The organism is Streptomyces sp. NPDC053542 (genome assembly GCF_044544685.1).
Classification (GTDB): Bacteria; Actinomycetota; Actinomycetes; order Streptomycetales; family Streptomycetaceae; genus Streptomyces.
On sequence record NZ_JBITXL010000015.1, the window covers coordinates 89,876 to 108,373 of the forward strand.

The 18,498-nt window shown below is 74.0% G+C and carries 10 protein-coding genes; 6 read left to right on the top strand and 4 right to left on the bottom strand.

What is annotated here, in order from left to right:
* Nucleotides 1-306: 306 nt before the first annotated feature.
* The 3 genes from prfB to ACIGXO_RS33020 all read right to left on the bottom strand — a co-directional run bounded on the left by prfB (nucleotide 307) and on the right by ACIGXO_RS33020 (nucleotide 4,810).
* The gene (gene prfB, locus ACIGXO_RS33010) at nucleotides 307-1,419 is read right to left on the bottom strand and encodes a peptide chain release factor 2 (RefSeq protein WP_399794245.1); all 1,113 of its coding nucleotides are present in this window, start codon (nucleotides 1,417-1,419) and stop codon (nucleotides 307-309) included.
* Between the two features lie 152 nt (nucleotides 1,420-1,571).
* Entirely contained in the window at nucleotides 1,572-2,828 is a 1,257-nt protein-coding gene (locus ACIGXO_RS33015) for a serine/threonine-protein kinase (RefSeq protein ID WP_399794247.1), read from the bottom strand.
* A gap of 251 nt (nucleotides 2,829-3,079) precedes the next feature.
* A complete protein-coding gene (locus ACIGXO_RS33020; protein ID WP_399794249.1) occupies nucleotides 3,080-4,810 on the bottom strand; it encodes a serine/threonine-protein kinase in 1,731 nt (576 codons plus the stop codon).
* Between the two features lie 536 nt (nucleotides 4,811-5,346).
* Between ACIGXO_RS33020 and ACIGXO_RS33025 the strand changes: the two genes are divergently transcribed.
* The 6 genes from ACIGXO_RS33025 to ACIGXO_RS33050 all read left to right on the top strand — a co-directional run bounded on the left by ACIGXO_RS33025 (nucleotide 5,347) and on the right by ACIGXO_RS33050 (nucleotide 16,131).
* Nucleotides 5,347-8,931 carry an FHA domain-containing protein gene (locus ACIGXO_RS33025; RefSeq protein WP_399794251.1) on the top strand — a complete coding sequence of 1,195 codons (3,585 nt, stop codon included), beginning with the start codon at nucleotides 5,347-5,349 and terminating at the stop codon, nucleotides 8,929-8,931.
* 191 nt (nucleotides 8,932-9,122) lie between these two features.
* Nucleotides 9,123-10,463 (top strand): ABC transporter substrate-binding protein, encoded by a 1,341-nt coding sequence (locus tag ACIGXO_RS33030; protein ID WP_399794255.1) that lies wholly within the window; start codon nucleotides 9,123-9,125, stop codon nucleotides 10,461-10,463.
* Between the two features lie 4 nt (nucleotides 10,464-10,467).
* On the top strand, nucleotides 10,468-11,817 hold the full coding sequence (locus tag ACIGXO_RS33035; protein WP_399794258.1) for a carbohydrate ABC transporter permease: 1,350 nt from the start codon (nucleotides 10,468-10,470) through the stop codon (nucleotides 11,815-11,817).
* Nucleotides 11,814-12,698 (top strand): carbohydrate ABC transporter permease, encoded by an 885-nt coding sequence (locus ACIGXO_RS33040; RefSeq protein ID WP_399794260.1) that lies wholly within the window; start codon nucleotides 11,814-11,816, stop codon nucleotides 12,696-12,698. The genes ACIGXO_RS33035 and ACIGXO_RS33040 overlap by 4 nt, the downstream gene beginning before the upstream one ends.
* A gap of 146 nt (nucleotides 12,699-12,844) precedes the next feature.
* Nucleotides 12,845-15,211 carry a CDP-glycerol glycerophosphotransferase family protein gene (locus ACIGXO_RS33045; protein ID WP_399794262.1) on the top strand — a complete coding sequence of 789 codons (2,367 nt, stop codon included), beginning with the start codon at nucleotides 12,845-12,847 and terminating at the stop codon, nucleotides 15,209-15,211.
* Nucleotides 15,208-16,131: a class I SAM-dependent methyltransferase gene (locus ACIGXO_RS33050; protein WP_399794264.1), complete on the top strand. Its 924-nt coding sequence runs from the start codon at nucleotides 15,208-15,210 to the stop codon at nucleotides 16,129-16,131. Before ACIGXO_RS33045 ends, ACIGXO_RS33050 begins: the two co-directional genes overlap by 4 nt.
* An 88-nt stretch (nucleotides 16,132-16,219) precedes the next feature.
* Here ACIGXO_RS33050 and ACIGXO_RS33055 read toward each other — a convergent pair whose 3' ends face one another.
* Complete coding sequence (locus ACIGXO_RS33055; RefSeq protein ID WP_399794266.1) at nucleotides 16,220-18,463, bottom strand: CDP-glycerol glycerophosphotransferase family protein; 2,244 nt, start codon at nucleotides 18,461-18,463, stop codon at nucleotides 16,220-16,222.
* Nucleotides 18,464-18,498: the final 35 nt, after the last annotated feature.

Below are 18,498 nucleotides of genomic sequence, written 5' to 3' on the forward strand. Positions count from 1 at the left end.
GTTGCTACCCCCAGTAGCTCATGTGTCATTGGGGCATTTCTGTGCGGGGCGAGGCCGATGGGGGTACGCGACTCGCGGCCCGCTTCGCGGGCGGTTCGCTCGATCCCCCGTTTCACACGCGCCCCAGACATACGCATGCCGCGCACTACCCTTCCCAGATCCCAACGGACCGTCAAGGTCAAATAAAGAGCGGATGACCGTATTGCGGGGCTTTATGGGGCTCGGCGGCGTACGACTGTAACCAAATCACCACAACAAAAAGCAACCGCCGCCCCGAAGGCGACGGTTGCTGCGGGAGTTCCCGGCTTACTTCCCCTGCTCCTGCTGCTTGCGCCAGCGGATGCCGGCCTCCAGGAAGCCGTCGATGTCGCCGTCCAGCACCGCCTGCGGGTTGCCGACCTCGAACTCCGTCCGCAGGTCCTTGACCATCTGGTACGGGTGCAGGACGTACGACCGCATCTGGTTGCCCCAGGAGTTGCCGCCGTCGCCCTTGAGGGCGTCCATCTTGGCCTGCTCCTCCTGGCGGCGCCGCTCCAGCAGCTTCGCCTGGAGGACGTTCATGGCGGTGGCCTTGTTCTGGATCTGCGAGCGCTCGTTCTGGCAGGAGACCACGATGCCGGTGGGGATGTGCGTCAGGCGGACCGCGGAGTCGGTCGTGTTGACGCCCTGGCCGCCGGGGCCGGACGAGCGGTACACGTCCACCCGCAGGTCCGACTCGTCGATCTCGATGTGATCGGTCTGCTCGACGACGGGCAGCACCTCGACGCCGGCGAACGACGTCTGGCGGCGGCCCTGGTTGTCGAACGGGGAGATCCGGACCAGGCGGTGCGTGCCCTGCTCCACGGAGAGCGTGCCGTAGGCGTACGGCACGTTGACGGCGAAGGTGGTCGACTTGATGCCGGCCTCTTCGGCGTACGAGGTCTCGTACAGCTCCGTCTTGTAGCCGTGCCGCTCGGCCCAGCGCAGGTACATGCGCTGCAGCTTCTCGGCGAAGTCGGCGGCGTCGACGCCGCCCGCCTCGGCACGGATGTTCACGACGGCCTCGCGGGAGTCGTACTCGCCGGAGAGGAGCGTCCGCACCTCCAGCTCGTCGACCGCCTTGCGGACCGCGGTCAGCTCGGCCTCTGCCTCGGCCTGGGTGTCCTCGTCGCCCTCGTCGGCGGCCAGCTCGAACAGCACCTCGAGGTCGTCGACGCGGCCTCGCAGCTCCTCGGCCTTGCGCAGCTGCCCCTGGAGGTAGGACAGCCTGCTGGTGACCTTCTGGGCGTTCTCCACGTCGTCCCAGAGGTCGGGGGCCGCTGCCTGCTCCTCGAGCACAGCGATATCGGCCCTCATCTTGTCGAGGTCCAGGACGGCCTCGATCGACCCCATGGTCGAGGAGAGGGACTTCAGCTCTTCGGATACATCGACGACTGCCACGACTCCAGCCTAACGGCTGGGGGAGCCGACGTGAGCCGTGGCCGTCTCCGGCCGTCTTTGTACGGTCCCGGGCGGACCGGGCGGTGGGCCCCTGCGGCGCCGTCTCGGTTGCTCGCGCAGTTCCCCGCGCCCCTTACGGGGCGCTTCGTGCGCTACGGGACGTCCGGAGCTGTCTGCTCCGTGCCCGGGCGGGCGTCGTCCGGGGTGTCGTCGCCGGAGACGAGCCAGGTGGTCAGGCCCGCTACGGCCACCAGGCCGGCCGCCGCGACGCCGAGCCGGACGCGGCGCTTGCGTACCCGGTGCCGGGCCGAGCCCGCCCGGCGCTCGCCCGCGGCGCGCGGCGTGCGGGCCGTGCCGTGCGCCCCGCCGGCCAGCTCTTCGGGGCCCGGTACGCGCATGCTCGTGTGCGTGTCCCGGTTGGAGTCCGGGGCCGCGCCGTGGACCAGCGGCACCGCGCCGCGGACCCGGCCGCCGTCCTCGGGCGCCGCCGGGTGGTACGGGCCGTCCTCCCGGACCGCGTCCTGGCCGGCCGTCTCGTCCGCCTCCTCCTCGCTCTCCGGCTCGTCGATGTCCAGCGGCGGGATGCCGACCAGCGAGGGCTGGATCTCGCGCAGCCGGGCCGCCAGCTCGGGGGCGCGCAGCCGGGAGGCGGGGGCCTTGGCCAGGCACTGGACGAGCAGCTGCCACAGCTCGTCCGGGATGCCGGGGAGCGGCGCGACCCGCTCGGTGACGTGCCGGCGCAGCACCGCGCCGGGATGCCCGCCGCCGAAGGGGGTGAAGCCGGCGAGCAGCTCGTACAGGACCGTGGCCAGCGCGTACACGTCCACGGACGCACGCGGCGGCAGGCCCTCGATGATCTCCGGGGCGAGGTAGTCGGGGGTGCCGATGACGCGGGTGGAGCGGGTGCGGCGCGGCGAGTCGACCAGCCGGGCGATGCCGAAGTCGGTGAGCAGGGCGGGGTGCGCGCCGCCCGGGCCGAGCGGGCCCTCCATGTCGAGCAGGACGTTCTCGGGCTTCACGTCGCGGTGCACGATGCGCGCGGCGTGCGCGGCGGCCAGGCCCTCGGCGACGTCGGCCACGATGGCGACCGCGGCCTCCGGGGCGAGGCGGCGCTGGGCGTCCAGCCGGGTCCGCAGGTCGGTACCGCGTACGAGGTCCATCACCAGGGCGAGGTCGTTGCCGTCCACGACCAGGTCGCGGACGCCGACCACCCGCGGGTGGTCCAGGCTGAGCAGGGCGGCGCGCTCCTGTACGAAGCGGCCGACCAGCTCCTGGTCGGAGGCGAGGTCCTCGCGCAGCAGCTTGATCGCCACGGCCCCCTCGGGGCCCTCGCCCAGCCACACCGTGCCGGCGCTGCCGCGACCGAGGATCTGGTGGGCGGTGTACCGGCTGCCGATCTTCCGTGCCAAGACTGCTCCGACGGGTCTTGTCCGACAGGTGACGGCCCGCGGCGCGGATGCGCGGGGGCCGCGGCCCGGGGCGCGGGGCGCCCGGGGCCGGTGCTGGCGACAAAACTACGCGGACGGCGGCGCTTTCGGCGCCCCGGACGCCGTCAAGCGCCACTTCTCCGCCGGAAAATCTGCCGGGATGTCGACAAATCTCCAGGGTCGCCCGCCCGGAGGACGGGTGGCGGGCCGGCGGGTCCGAGTGCGGCGGGCGGCTACTGGCCCACCGACTTCTTGGCCTCGCCGATCGTGGACATCCAGTCCGAGACGTCGGTCCACCACTGGCTGATCTGGTTCCAGAAGCTGCGGCCCTGGCCGATCCAGTCCTGGAGCGGGGTCAGCTCCCAGATGAGCCAGCAGCCGACCACGATCAGCAGGATCATGATCAGACAGCCCTTGAGGCAGCCGAGGCCCGGGATGCGCACCGGGTTGGCGCTGCGCCGGCGCGGCTCGCGCTCGCGGCGGCGGGGCTCCGGGGCGGGCGGCCGCTGCGGTTCGTACCGCTGCGGCGGGGGCTGCCGGCGCTGCGGCTGCTGCTGGTACGGAGGCGGCTGCTGCCGGCCGTACTGCTGCTGCGGGGGCTGCTGCTGGTACTGCGGGGGCGGCGGCTGCGCGGGCCGGCGCTGGGGACGGTGGCGCAGCGGGTCGTCCTCGGGGCTGAGGTACTGGACCTGGGTCTGCTCGTTCCGGTCCCGGGCGGCGCGCAGCTGGTTCTCCCAGGGGTGCGGTCCCTCGGGCTGCTGCGGGTCGCCGCCGGGCGGGCCCGGCGGTACGGGCGGCATGGCGCGCGTCGCGTCGGCGCTGCCCGGCGGCTGCCCGGAGTCGGCGCCGAAGCCGGCGGCCGCGGCACCGGCTGCGGCACCGGCCGCGCCCGCCGCACCGGCCGCGCCCGCTCCCGTGGTCGGCATGACGTTCGTCGCCGCCGAGGGGTCGTACTGGCCGCCGCCCGCCCCGGTGGAGGGCAGGACCTGCGTGGCGTCCGCGTCGCCGCTGCCGCCGCCGGCACCGGTGTCGGGGACCGGCGCGGGCGCCGGGTCGGGCGCGAGCAGCGCGGCGACGCCGAGCGCGGCCTCGGCCTCGGCGGGCGAGGCGTGCACGCCGATGCCGGCCGCGACCACGCGCAGCGCGCGGGCGAGGTTCTCGGCGCTGGGCCGCTCCTCCGGGCGCTTGCGCAGACAGCGCTCTATGACGGTCCACAGCGGCTCGGGGACGCTGCCGGGGCGCTGCGGGTCCTCGCTGAGGTGCCGGTGCAGCACTTCGAGGGCGGTCGCGCCGGCGAACGGCGGACGGCCCGTGACCAGCTCGTACAGCAGGATGCCCGCGCCGTAGATGTCGACGGCGGAGGTCTGCGGGCGGCCCTCGGCGGACTCCGGCGCGACGTACGCGGGCGTACCGACGAACTCCTGGGTGCGGGTCAGCCCCGGGGAGTCCGCGAGGCGGGCGATGCCGAAGTCGGTCAGCATCGGGTGCATCTCGGCGGCGCCCTCGGCCCCGGCGAGCAGTACATTTGCGGGCTTGAGGTCACGGTGCACGACGCCGTCGGCGTGGCTGGCGGCCAGCGCGTCGGCGATCTGCGCGGTCAGCAGCGCGGCCGCGACCGGGCTGAACGGACCGTTCTGACGCAGGTATTTGTGCAGGTCAGGGCCGTCGACCAGATCCATGACCAGGGCCAGCAGATCGCCCTCGACGACCAGGTCACGGGTCCGGACGATGTTCGGGTGGGTGAGCCGCAGCAGGACGGAGCGCTCGCGCAGGAAGCGCATCACCACGTCCGGGTCGTGCGCCAGCTCCTCCTTGAGGACCTTGATCGCGACCGTCTCGCCGGGCTGTCCGGCCACGGCCGCCTCGGCGCCTGCCGCCTCCCGCTGGCTGGCACGCCAGACGGTGCCCGTGGCGCCGCGTCCGAGCGGCTCCTCGAGCAGGTACTTGCTGCCTACCGGCCGCACGTCATGCGCTCCCTGGTCGTCACTGAGCAGCTGCCTGATCTGCGCTGTCTGTCGGGCTGTGGGGGATGTGAGGCCGCTGGTCGTACGCACGGCCCCGTCCGCCCCACCATAGTGCCGTGTTTCGCGGCGGCGGCCGGGCGGATCCCGTGGTCCGGGGCGCGGCCGGCCGGCCGGTCCGGTCGGGACCCGGCGGGGCTCCCCGGGAAGACGCCGCTCATGCCCGGATGGTTGCCCTCCCACCCGATCACTGACCGGTCCCAGGGCGATCTTTGGCCGATCATGCGTCGCAAGCAGCCACTTTTGCATACATCGGTGACCGAACAAGATCACTGAACGACAGTCGCCACGCGTCTTGTCGGTGGCAGGTGCGAGGATGCTCTCCAGCACGGCAGCGGTGGGGACGGGGGCGCTGCGCCGCGGCGTGCGGCGTGCGCATGCACGCGGACTTGGACTTGTACGTGCCGACGTGTCCGGGCGCGGTGGGGGGAGGTACTGGGCCCCGCCGCATTGCCGGGCGGAAGGGACCGTTGACGGCGATGCAGATCCGGCTGACCGTCCTCGGGCCGCGCAGCGGCCACTCCACCCGTGCCTGCGACGTGCTCGTGACGGCCCCTGCCGGTACGGCGCTCGCAGCGGTGGCCAGCAGCCTCGCGGCCGCCGTCGCGGGGGCCGGCGCGGACGTCGGCGGTGGCGGCGCCGGCAGCGGCCCCGTCGTGCTCTACGCGGGCCAGGAGCGGCTCGACGTCCAGCGGGCCGCGCTCGGCGAGCCGCCGCTCATAGACGGTGCGGTCCTCTCCCTCCAGGGGCCGGGGCCGGCCCCGGCGCACGGCCTGCCGGCCGGCCCGGCCCGGCTGCGGGTCGTCTCGGGCCCGGACGCCGGCGGCGTCCACCTGCTGCACGGCGGCCAGATCCGCATCGGCCGCTCCACGGACGCGGACGTGCCGCTGGACGACCCCGACGTCTCCCGGATGCACTGCGCGGTCACGGTGGCGCCGGACGGCGCGGTGACCGTGGCCGACCTCCGCTCGACGAACGGCACGGCCGTCGACGGCGCCGGCCTCGACGACCGCCCGGTGCCGCTGCCGCCCGGCGCGCTGCTCCGGATCGGCGAGTCGGCGCTCCGCCTGCAGCCCTCCCCCGGCGCCCCCGACCCCGTCCTCGCGGCCACTCCGGACGGCGAGGGCCAGTTGCGCGTGCATCCGGCGGGCGCCGGCGCCCCGGCGTCCGAGGACGGCGCGGGCCCGGATCACCCCGCGCACGGCCACGACCCGGCGCCGGGCGGCACCGGTCCGTACGGCGCGGTGGGCCACGGCGCGGAGGCGCAGGCGGCGATCCCCTCCTCCAGAGCGGGAGCCCACGACGCGCCCGCCGCGGGTCCGTACGCCGCGGGCACCCCCGGCGCGGAGGCGTATGCCGCGGGCGCACGGTCGGCGGAGGCGTACGCCCTCGACGACCGGGCGCCGAGGCGCGCCCCGGAGAGCTCCCGCACCACCGCCGGGCTCCACGAGCAGCAGCACGGATCGCCGTACGCGGAAGTCCCGTACCACCCCGAAACGCCGTACGCCCACCCCGCTCACCCCGCCGACCTCGGGGACAGCGCCGGCAGCGCTCCCGCCTCCGGGCGCCGGGGCACCCCCCTCCGCGGGACCCCCACCGCCGACGCCGGTTCGGCCGCCACCCACGGCGGCCGGCAGAGCCTGGCGCCTCCGGAGCCGCCCGCGTACGCGGAGGCCGAGGACTCCGCGTCCCGCAAGCCCACCCGCCGCGGCGGCTGGGGCGCGTGGGCGCGGCGGCTGGCCGGCGGGCGGGGCAGCGCCGAGGAGGCGGCGGAGGTGGCGGCCGCGCGGCAGGCGGCCGGGTACGGCCCCGGCCCGCAGCCCGCGGCCGGTGCGGCCCCCGGTGCCCTGCCGGGCGACGCCCGCACCCCGGCCGCGTACGGCCGCTGGCCGGACGCCGCCACGATCCTGCTGACCGCGCTCGGCCCCGGCCCCCGCCTGTGGGAGCGCGACGCCGCGCATCCGGACGCGCTGACCGTCCGGCTCGGCACCGCCGACCGCGACAGCGGCCGCAGCGCCGTGCCGGTGACCGTCGCGCTGCGCTCGGCCGGATCGCTGGGCCTGGCCGGGCCGCGCCCCCGCCTCTCCGGCCTGGCCCGGGCCGCGATCGCCCAGTTCGCGGCGCTGCACGCGCCGGGCACGCTGGAGATCGTCCTGCTCGCCGCCGACCGGGCGCGCGGCACGGCGGAGCGCCTGGAGGAGTGGTCCTGGCTCGGCTGGCTGCCGCATGTGCGCCCGGCGCACGGCCAGGACTGCCGGCTGCTGCTGGCGTACGACAAGGAGCAGGCGGAGGCGCGCACGGCCGAGCTGGTCCGCCGCCTGGACGACGGGCCGCTCGGCCCCGGCTGGGCGAGCGCCGACCGGTCGGCGGTGGGCGCCGCCGCGGCCCGGCACCAGGGCCCGTACACGCTCGTGATCGCCGACGGCGACCCCGGCACGGCCGGGCTGCGGGAGACCGTGGCCCGGCTGGCGGCGGGCGGCCCGTCGGCCGGCATCCATGTGCTCGCGCTGGCCGAGACCCCGGCCGCCTCGCCCCTGTATCCGCTCACGGCGACGTACGAAGCGGCCCGTGCCGCGTCCCCGGCCTTCGGGGAGTGCGGCGCGGTCGCGGTGCTCAGCGGCGACGTGGCCACGGCGCTGCGCGTCGTCCAGCCCACGGCCCCGCTGGCCCCGTCCGCCACCATCGCCGTCAACGGCGTCCCGCAGAACGGCTCCGGGGCGTACGCCTCGGGGGCGAACGGCACGGTCGCGACGGTGGACGCGGTCTCCGCGCCGTGGGCCGAGCGGTTCGCGCGCGCCCTGGCACCGCTGCGGGAGGCCGACACGGCGCGCGCGTACCGCAGTGCGCGCAGCGCCGCCGTGCCGCTGCCCGACAGCGCCCGGCTGCTGGACGAGCTGGGACTGGCCCGTGCCACGCCCGCGTCCCTGATGGCCCGCTGGGCGGCCGCGGCGGACAGCGAGGAGCCCGTGGCGGCCGCGGTCCTGGGCGCGGGCCCGCACGGCCCGGTGCACGCCGACCCGGCCGCCGACGGCTGCCACTTCCTGCTGGAGGGCGGCCCGGGCACGGGCAAGACCGAGCTGCTGCGCTCGATCGCCGCCTCGCTGGCCGCCGCCGACCGCCCGGACCTGCTCTCGCTGGTCCTGGTCGACGGCGCGGGCACGGAGCGCGGTGACGGCCTGCGGCTGTGCACGGACCTGCCGCACGTCACGGCGCATCTGGCCGCCGCCGACCCGGTACGGATGCGGGAGTTCGCGCAGGCGCTGGTCTCGGAGCTGAAGCGGCGCGCCGAGATACTGGGCGGCACGGGCTTCGCCGAGTGGCGCGCCAAGCATGTGGCCGCGCCCCGGGTGGTCGCCCCGCGCCGGTCCGCCGAGGGCCGTACGGCAGCGGCCGCGGGCGCCGCCGCCGAGGTCCCCGGCTCCGCGGCGCCCGGCATGCAGGAGTCCGGCCTGCTGGACACGCCGGCGACGCACACGCTGCGGCTGCGTCCCCGGGAGCGTACGCAGGGCGCGCCCGGTGCCGAGGCGGCCGAGCGCCCGGCGGCGGGCGAGGGGCTCGCGGCCGTGTCGCCGATGACCCGGCTGTTCGTGATCGTCGACGACTTCGACGCGCTGGTCGCGCCGGCGCTGGGCAGTACGGGGCGGCCCGCCGCCGGGTCGGTCGTGCGGGCGCTGGAGGCGGTCGCCCGGGAGGGCGCCGCGCTCGGCGTGCACCTGATCGCCTCGACCGGCCATCCGGAGCGCACGGCGGCCACCGCCACCGCCGAGCGGGCCGGGCTGCGGGCTCGGCTCGGCGCGGAGGGCGACCCGGACGAGGAGCCGCTGCCCGTCGGGCGCGGCCGGCTGTACCGAGCGGCCGACGGCTCCACCACGCCCTTCCAGGCGGGCCGGGTGACGGGCCGGATACCCCGGACGTCGACGCTGCGGCCGACGGTCGTCCCCCTGGAGTGGCACCGCATGGGCGATCCGCCGGCCCGCCGTCCGCTGCGCGAGCTGGGGAACGGCCCGACCGACCTGGCCCTGCTGGCCAGCGCGCTGCAGAAGGCCGCCCGGTCCCTGCCGTGACACAACGCCGCGACATATAACGCGGCGACACACAACGCGGTGACATACAACAAATCGGTCGCCGTACGGACAAGAGGAGTCACCCACTGCGATAACGGCACGGTCACGACGGGGAGTTGCGGTCGAACGCGGTATTGCTCGGGCCTCCCGGCACGGGTAGGACTGTCGCACGGCCAACGGGAGGGCGACGGATGCGTCACGCAACGCTTCGTACGGCAACGGCACTTGTCGCGGTGGGTGCGCTGGCACTGACCGGCTGCGGCGGCGACAGCGGCAAGAAGAGCGAGGGCAAGGGCGGCGGCGAGAGCGCGCCCACCGTCCGGCTGCCGAAGCTGAGCGGACAGACCCTCCAGGTGACGGCCGTGTGGACCGGCCCCGAGCGGGAGAACTTCACCAAGGTCCTGGACGAGTTCGAGAAGCGCACGGGCGCCAAGGTGGAGTTCGTGCCCAGCGGCGACGACATGGCCGGGTTCATCGGCTCCAAGGTCGCCGGCGGCGGCGCGCCGGACGTGGCGATGCTCCAGCAGGTCGGCGTGCTCCAGGAGTTCGCCAAGAAGGGCTGGGTCAAGCCGCTCGGCCCGGCCGCCAAGAAGGAGCTGTCGGAGAACTTCTCCAAGGGCTGGCAGGATCTGGGCAGTTACGGCGGCAAGAGCTACGGCGTGTACTTCAAGGCCAGCAACAAGTCGCTGGTCTGGTACAACACCCAGGCGTTCGAGAACGCGGGGGTGTCCGAGCCCAAGGACTGGAAGGGCTTCCTGAAGACCGCGCGCACGCTCGCGGACTCCGGCGTGGAGCCGGTCTCGGTGGGCGGCGCGGACGGCTGGACGCTCACCGACTGGTTCGAGAACGTCTACCTCTCGCAGGCCGGGCCGGAGAAGTACGACCAGCTGGCCAAGCACGAGATCAAGTGGACCGATCCGTCGGTGAAGCAGGCGCTGACCACGCTCGGTTCGCTCTTCGGCGCCAAGGGGCTGCTCGCGGGCGGCAACTCCGGTGCGCTGCAGACGGCGTTCCCGCAGTCGGTGACGCAGACGTTCAAGGACGAGCCGAAGGCCGCGATGGTCTCCTCGGCCGACTTCGCCGCCGCCAACATCGGCGAGACCAAGGCGAAGGTCGGTACGGACGCCAAGGTCTTCCCGTTCCCGGCGGTCGGCAAGGAGTCGCCGGTGGTGACCGGTGGCGACGTGGCGGTGGCGCTGAAGGACAACAAGGCGTCGCAGGCGCTGCTGACCTTCCTGGCGTCCCCGGACGCCGCCCGGATCTGGGCGGGCCAGGGCGGCTTCGTCTCCGCCAACAAGAAGCTGGACCCGGCCGTCTACCCGAACACCGTGTTCCGGGAGATCGGCAAGGCTCTGGTCGCGGCCGGTGACGACTTCCGCTTCGACATGTCCGACCAGGCCCCGGCGTCCTTCGGCGGCAAGCCGGGGCAGGGTGAGTGGAAGGCCCTGCAGGACTTCCTGAAGAACCCGAAGGACGTCGCGGGTACCCAGGCGCAGCTGGAGAAGGACGCCGCCAAGTCGTTCGGGAACTGATGCCATGACCTCCGGAGGCACGGCGGCCGCCGCGCAGGCGTCCGGCAAGGGCACGAGAAAGCCCGGCAAGAGCGTGACGGGGACGCGCCCGTGGATCGCGGGCGTGTTCCTCCTCCCGGCGCTGCTGCTGCTCGGCGCGCTGGTGGTCTATCCGATCGGGTACTCGATCTGGCGCAGCCTCTTCGACACGTCGGGCAGCGGCTTCGTGGGCCTGGGCAACTACGTCGAGATGTTCACCGACGACCGCATCCGCACGGCGCTGAAGAACAACGTCATCTGGGTGGTGGTCGCGCCGACCGTGTCCACGGCGCTGGGCCTGATCTTCGCCGTGCTGACCGAGCGGGTGCGCTGGGGCACCGCGTTCAAGCTGGTCGTCTTCATGCCGATGGCGATCTCCATGCTGGCCGCGGGCATCATCTTCCGGCTGGTGTACGAGCAGGACCCGGAGCGCGGCGTCGCCAACGCGGTGTGGGTGGGCGTGCACGACACCTTCGCCGAGCCCGCGCCGTATCCGGGGGCCAATCCGCGGCCGAACGGCGACCTCACGGCATCCGGCGGCGGCGCGTTCACCGCCAAGGAGCCGGTGAAGACCGGTACCGCGGTGAGCCTGCCGCTGGTGGCGGTGCAGCCGGACGACCTCAAGGGCGCGCAGCGCGCGAAGCCCGCGGCGCCGCGCCCCGGGCAGATCACCGGCACCGCGTGGCTGGACTTCACGCGCGGGGGCGGCGGCACGCCGAACAGGATCGACAAGCAGGAGAAGGCGCTGGCCGGCCTGAAGGTCGAGGCGGTGAAGGGCGGCAAGGTCGTGGCGTCCGCGACCACCGCGGCGGACGGGACGTACGCGCTGCCCGCGCGCGCCGAGGGGGCGAAGCTGCGGCTGCCCGCGTCGAACTTCGCCGAGGCGTACAACGGCGTCGACTGGCTCGGCCCGGCGCTGGTGACGCCCGCGATCATCGGCAGTTACGTCTGGATGTGGGCGGGCTTCGCCATGGTGCTGATCGCGGCGGGCCTGGCGAGCGTGCCGCGGGAGCTGCTGGAGGCGGCCCGGGTGGACGGCGCGAACGAGTGGCAGGTCTTCCGCCGGGTGACGGTGCCGCTGCTGGCGCCGGTCCTGGTGGTCGTCCTGGTCACACTGATGATCAACGTGCTGAAGATCTTCGACCTGGTGTACATCATCGCGCCGGGCGCCAGCCAGGACGAGGCGAACGTGCTGGCCCTCCAGCTGTACCAGTCGTCCTTCGGCCCGGACGCGCAACTGGGCATCGGCTCCACCATCGCGGTGTTCCTGCTGCTCCTCGTCTCACCCGTACTGATCGTCAATATCCGGCGTCTGCGGAAGGAGCGGCAGCGATGACGGCGGTGGCCGACGAGCCGGTAGGCGCCCGGCAGTCCCTGGCCGCGCGGCTCGCGGCCCGTACCGGCGGCGGCGTGCTGCGGGTGTTCCTGATCCTGGTCGGGCTGTTCTGGCTGATGCCGACGGTCGGGCTGCTGATCTCCTCGCTGCGCGATCCGGCGGACATCGCGGAGAGCGGCTGGTGGCAGGTGTTCACCCAGCCCGCGCAGCTCACCTGGTCCAACTACAGCCAGCTGCTGGGCAACGCCAAGATCATGGACTCGCTGGTGACCACCGCGCTGATCACGGTCCCGGCGACGGTCCTGGTGGTGGTCATCGGGGCGCTGGCGGGCTATGCGTTCGCCTGGATGGACTTCCCGGGCCGGGACGCCTGTTTCATGGTCGTGGTGGGGCTGCTGGTGGTGCCCGTACAGGTCGCGCTGATCCCGGTGGCGAGGCTCTTCGGGGCGGTCGGACTGTTCCAGACGACGGCCGGCGTGGTGCTCTTCCATACGGCCTTCGGGCTGCCCTTCGCCGTGTTCCTGCTGCGGAACTTCTTCGCCGAGATCCCGCGCGAGCTGCTGGAGGCCGCCCGGCTGGACGGGGCGAGCGAACTGCGGCTGTTCACCCGGGTGGTCATGCCGCTGGGCGGCCCGGCCATCGCGTCGCTGGGCATCTTCCAGTTCCTGTGGGTGTGGAACGACATGCTGATCGCGCTGATCTTCGCGGACAGCGGCAACCCGCCGATCACGGTGGCGCTCCAGCAGGAGGTCCGCCAGTTCGGCAACAACATCGACGTACTGGCCCCCGGTGCCTTTGTGTCGATGATCATCCCCCTGGTGGTCTTCTTCGCCTTCCAGCGGCAGTTCGTGTCCGGCGTGATGGCGGGCGCGGTCAAGTAGGGGCGAGCCGGCGGCGGCTCACTCGAACGGGTGCGAGTCCTCTGCCACCCGGGCGTAACCGGCGGCCGCGCCGCATGAGGGCGCGGCGCGGCCGGGAACGATCGCTGACCGACAGCGCAGCCGGCCGCCGACTCATGGAAGTGCCCTTGCCACGGTTCAGCGTCATCGTTCCCGCTTATCAGGTCCAGGCGTATCTGCCGGAATGCCTGGAGTCCGTCCTCGCCCAGGAGTGGCCGGACTTCGAGCTGATCGCGGTCGACGACGGGTCGCCGGACGGCTGCGGGGCCCTCATCCAGGACTTCGCCCGCCGCGACCACCGGGTACGGCCCGTGCACCTGCCGGCCAACACCGGCCTCGGCCCGGCCCGCAACGCCGGCATCGCCCACGCGCGCGGCGACTACCTGCTCTTCCTGGACGGCGACGACACGCTCACGCCCGGCGCCCTGCGGGCCGTCGCCGACCGGCTGGCCGCGACCGGCGACCCGGACGTGCTGGTCTACGACTACGCCCGCACCACCTGGTCGGGCACCGCGGCCCGCAACCAGTACGCCCAGCTGCTCGCCGAGCACGGCCCGCCGGCCTTCCGGCTCGCCGACCGGCCCGCCCTGCTGCGGCTGCTGATGGTGGTGTGGAACAAGGCGTACCGCCGGGACTTCGTCCAGCGGCAGGGGCTCACCTTCCCGCCGGGGTACTACGAGGACACGCCCTGGACGTTCCCGGCGCTGGCGACCGCGGAGTCGATCGCGGTACTGGACCGGGTCTGCGTGCACTACCGGCAGCGGCGCCGGGGCAACATCCTCGGCACCACGGGGCGCGGCCACTTCGACATCTTCGACCAGTACGACCGGGTGTTCGCCTTCCTCGACTCCCGCCCGGAGCTGGCCCGTTGGCGGCCGCTGATGGTCCGCCGGATGACCGACCACCTCACGGCCGTCTACACGGCGCGGGGGCGGCTGCCGCGCGACAGCCGGGCGGAGTTCTTCCGGCGGGCCGCCGCGCACTGCCGCCGGTACCGCTGCGCCGACCCGGCCACCAGCGCTGACGACGGGGCTGTCGACGGCGCCGACGGCGGCCCGCCGCGGCTCGCCGTGCGGGTCCGGCACGGCCTGGTACGGCTCGGCTGGCACCGCCCGTTCCGGCTGCTGGCGGGCGCGCAGCGGCTGCGCCGGGCCACGGCGCGCCACGCCCGGTGGCTGCTGCGGCGGACGCGGCGCGCCGCGCTCGGTCTCCACTACCGGCTCCAGCGGCGGCTGCCGGTACGGCCCGACCACGCGGTCTTCACCGCGCACTGGCACCGCGGCTACGCCGGCGACCCCGCCGCCATCGAGGCCAAGCTGCGCGAGCTGTGCCCGGGGATGCGCACGGCGTGGGTGGCGGCGCCCGGGTACGAGGACACCGTGCCCGGGGGCGTGCGGTGGCTGCGGCCCGGCACCGCCGCGTACTGGACCGCGCTGGCCCGCTCGAAATACCTGGTCAACAACGTGCACTTCGACGGGCGGCTGGCCAAGCGGCCGGGCCAGGTGCTGCTGCAGACGCACCGCGGCACCCCGCTCAAGCACATGGGCCTGGACCTCCAGGAGCGCCCTGCCGCGGCCCGCGGCACCGACTTCGCGCGGCTGCTGCGCGGCGTGGACAGCTGGGACTACAGCCTCTCCGCCAACCGCCACGCCACCCTGACCTGGGAGCGGGTCTACCCGGCCGGCTACACGACGCTGGAGTACGGGCAGCCGCGCACCGACCGGTTCCTGCGCGCCACCGCCCAGGACGTGCTGCGCATCCGTACCGAGCTGGGCATCCCGCCGTCCGCCACCGCGATCCTGTACGCGCCGACCCACCGCGACTACCGGCGCTCCCGGCGCCCCGCGCTGGACCCGCACCGGCTGCTGCGGGAGCTCGGCCCCGGCTTCGTGGTGCTGGTACGTCCGCATTTCTCCTCGCTGGAGGGCCCCGCGTACGCCGCGGACGTGCCGTGGGGGCGGTCCGGGGACGGGGTGATCGACGTGAGCGGCCACCCGTGCGTGGAGGACCTCTGCCTGGCCTCGGACGCGCTGGTCACCGACTACTCCTCGCTCATGTTCGACTACGTGAACCTCGACCGGCCGGTGGTGGTCCTCACCGACGACTGGGAGGCGTACCGGGCGGCCCGCGGCACCTATTTCGACCTGCTCAGGCACCCGCCGGGCCCGGTGGCACGCAGCGAGGAGGAACTCATCCGCATCTTCGCGAGTCCCGCATGGCACGGACCCCGTTCGGCCGCTCTGCGGGCCACTTTCCGTTCACTTTTCTGCCCCTACGATGACGGCCACGCCGCGGAACGCGTGGTACGCCGTGTGTTCCTCGGGGACGAGGGGTCACCTCCCGATGCCGTACCCCTCCATGAGCGCCGGCCCGCGCCCTCCCCCCAGCGGGCCCGCCGTCTCGCGGTGCCGCAGCCGGTGCCCGGGCCCACAACAGCACACGCGTCGCATGTCGCCATCGAATCCCCCGACCGTCTGGAGACGGACCGCACATGACTGCCCTCACCGCAGACCAGAGTGCCGAACAACTCCCGCGACCTACCCGCCTGGCCGACGTCAAGGGCTGGTTCTTCACCGCCGACCAGCTCATGTTCGACTGGTTCCTGGCCCGCCAGGAACGCCGCAAGGAACCGGGCGACCTGCTGGAGCTCGGTGCGTACATGGGGAAGAGCGCCATCTTCATGGGCGCCCGGCTGCGTGCCGGTGACCGCTTCACGGTCTGCGACCTCTTCGACTCCCCCGCCGAGGACGCCTCCAACTCCAAGGAGATGGCGAAGTCCTACGCCACGCTCACCCGCCGCGCCTTCGAGGCCAACTACCTCTCCTTCCACGACGAGCTGCCGCACCTCGTGCAGGGCCTGTCCTCCGTGATCCGCGCGCACGTCGAGGACGCCAGCTGCCGCTTCGCGCACATCGACGCCTCGCACCTGTACGAGCATGTGCACGGCGACATCCTGGCCGTGCGGGAGCTGCTGCGCCCGCACGGCGTGGTCGTGCTGGACGACTACCGGGCCGAGCACTGTCCTGGCGTGGCCGCGGCCACGTGGCAGGCGGTGACCACCGGCGGGCTGAAGCCGCTGTGCATCACAGGCACGAAGTTCTACGGCACCTGGGGCGACGCGGAGCCGGTGCGCGGCGAGCTGCTGGAGTGGCTGCGCTCGCGCGACGATCTGTGGCACGAAGTGCAGGAGGTTGCGGGGCAGCCGTTGATCCGGATGTCGGTGAAGGGTGCCAAGGAGCCGGCGCACCCGGTTTCTCGGCACCGGGTGCGGCCCGGGGTGCCGCGGGGCGCGGGCCCGCATGCCGCGGGACGTGGGGGGCCGAAGGGACGGAGCGCGCTGCGGCGGGTGGCTGTGAATGTGCTGCCGCCGGTGATCACCAAGGCGATCGTGGGGGCCCGTAACCGGAGGCGCTAGGCGCCGTAGGAGCTGGCCTTGTCACCCGGCTGTCGCGCCGTGCTGGTTGCTCGCGCAGTTCCCCGCGCCCCTTGCGGGGCGCGTCACCTCACGCCTGTGCGCAGGGCTCGGCCTCGCCGCCGAGTTCCGCCTCGTGCGGGGTCGGGGCGACGGTGCGTTCGGCCAGCGGGATCACCGGCAGGAGTGTCTGCTCGCCGAGGAAGACGCGGCGTACGACGCGCTCCGCGGCCAGGCCGTCGTCGTACGGGCAGAAGCGTTCCCGGAACGCGGCTCGCAGCTCCGCCGAGCGGTCGTCCGCCCAGCGGCCGGAGCGGAAGAGCTCGGCGATGGCCTGCTCGTCGGCGGCGATGTGGCCGGGGGTGTCGCCGGGCTCGCCGGAGAGCAGGTCGAAGTAGACGCCGCGGGCGTGCCGGTACGCCTCCCAGTCCGAGGAGTGCACGACCACCGGCCGGTCGAGCCCCGCGTAGTCGAACATCAGCGACGAGAAGTCGCAGAGGAGCGCGTCGGAGGCCAGGGCCAGGTCCTCCACGGACGGGTGCCGGGAGACGTCCAGGATGCGGCCCGCCTCCTCCAGCGCGGCGAGCCGCGAATCGGCGCCGTAGAAGTAGTGCGTACGGACCAGGAGCTGGTAGCCCTCGCCGAGCGCCTCGGCGAGGCGCTCCAGGTCCAGCGGCGGGTTGAAGCCGCGCTCGTAGTCGCGGTGGGTGGGCGCGTAGAGGATCGCGGTGGTGCCGGGCGCGATGCCCAGCCCGGCGCGGATCCGTCGCACGTCCTCCGCGGTGGCGGTGAAGTACCGGTCGTTGCGCGGGTAGCCGGTGGGCAGCGTCTCGTAGTCGCTGGGGTAGACGCGCTGCCACACCTCGGTGGAGTGCGGGTTCGAGGACAGGCAGTAGTCCCACTGGTCGGCGTGGTCGAGCATGCGCAGGAAGCTGACGCCCTGCGCCGCGGCCGGGTGCCGGCGCAGGTCCATGCCCATCTTCTTCAGCGGGGTGCCGTGGTGGGTCTGGACGTACACCTGCTCGGGGCGCTTGTGGACGGTGCCGGAGAAGTTGGCGTTGTTGACGAGGTACTTGGCGCGGGCCAGCACCTCCCAGTACCGGCGCGAGTTCACCAGTACGGTCTCCACGCCCGGCGGCACGTCCTCGCGGTGCCGGCGGTCCACCACCCACACGCCGCGCAGGTGCGGCGCCAGCTCGCGAGCTTTCGCGTGGATCGCCGCGGGGCTGCACAGCACGCCGCGGTTCCAGTAGGCGGCGTAGACCACGAGGTTCTCGTCGATGGGGCGGCGCAGCTGGAGGCCGTAGTAGCGGCGGTAGACGCTGCGCGCGGTGCGGTGCCGGCGGGCGCGCAGCGTCTTGGCGGTGCGGTGCCGAAGCGTTCCGGCACGCTGCAGGGAGCGGTAGACGGCGTAGGAGTTCAGGTGCGTGGGCAGCTCCGCGCCGGCCGGGCGGTGCCGGCGCAGCAGGCGGGCCGCCTGCCGGTAGAAGTCGGGCCGGTCCCCGGCGCGCACCCGGCCGTCGTCCTCCATGATCCGCAGCAGTCGGCCGGCGGCGTGCGCGAACAGCACGCCGCGGGCCGCCTCGGTGCCGCCGCCCAGCCCGGTCCCGGTCAGCGCGCGGAACACCGCGTCGTACCGGCCGATGACCGCGAAGTGGTGCCGTCCGGGGACGGTGGAGGCGCTGCCCCGGCGGCGCTTGCGCCAGGTCACGCACACCTGGTCCAGGCAGGCGATCCGGGCCGCCGCCAGCAGGGCATCGAAGACCACGGGCACGTCGTCGTAGGGGCCGTCGGCGAACGCGAAGCGGTGCGCCTCCCACAGGTCGCGGCGGACCGCGCGGTTCCACGGCGCCGGCAGTACGGCCAGGCACTCCGGCACGTCCTCGGCGGTGAAGACCGTGTCGGCGTGCGCCTCCAGGAACTCCCCGTCGGCGCTGCCGTGCCGCTTCTCCCAGACGTCGATCCGGTCGTGGTCGAAGAGCAGCACATCGGGCTCGCCCGCCGCGCGCAGCCGCGCGTCGATCGCGGCCAGCGCGCCGGGCGCGAGGAAGTCGTCGCCGTCGAGGAAGAGCAGGTACTCGCCGGTGGCGCGGCCAACGCCGGCGTTGCGGGCCGGGCCCACGCCGCCGGGGCTCTCCAGGTGCAGTGCGATGACCCGGTGATCGGCCGCCGCGTACGCGTCGATGATCGCTCCGTCGCCGCCGTCCGAGCAGTCGTCGACGGCGATCACCTCCACCCCTTCGAAGGACTGCGTGAGCACGGAGTCCAGGCAGTGGCGCAGGAAACCCTGCACGCCGCGGGCGGGGACGATGACGCTGAAGCGGGGCATGGCCATCCAGGGGTCGGTACACAGGGTGCAGCAGCAGCGTA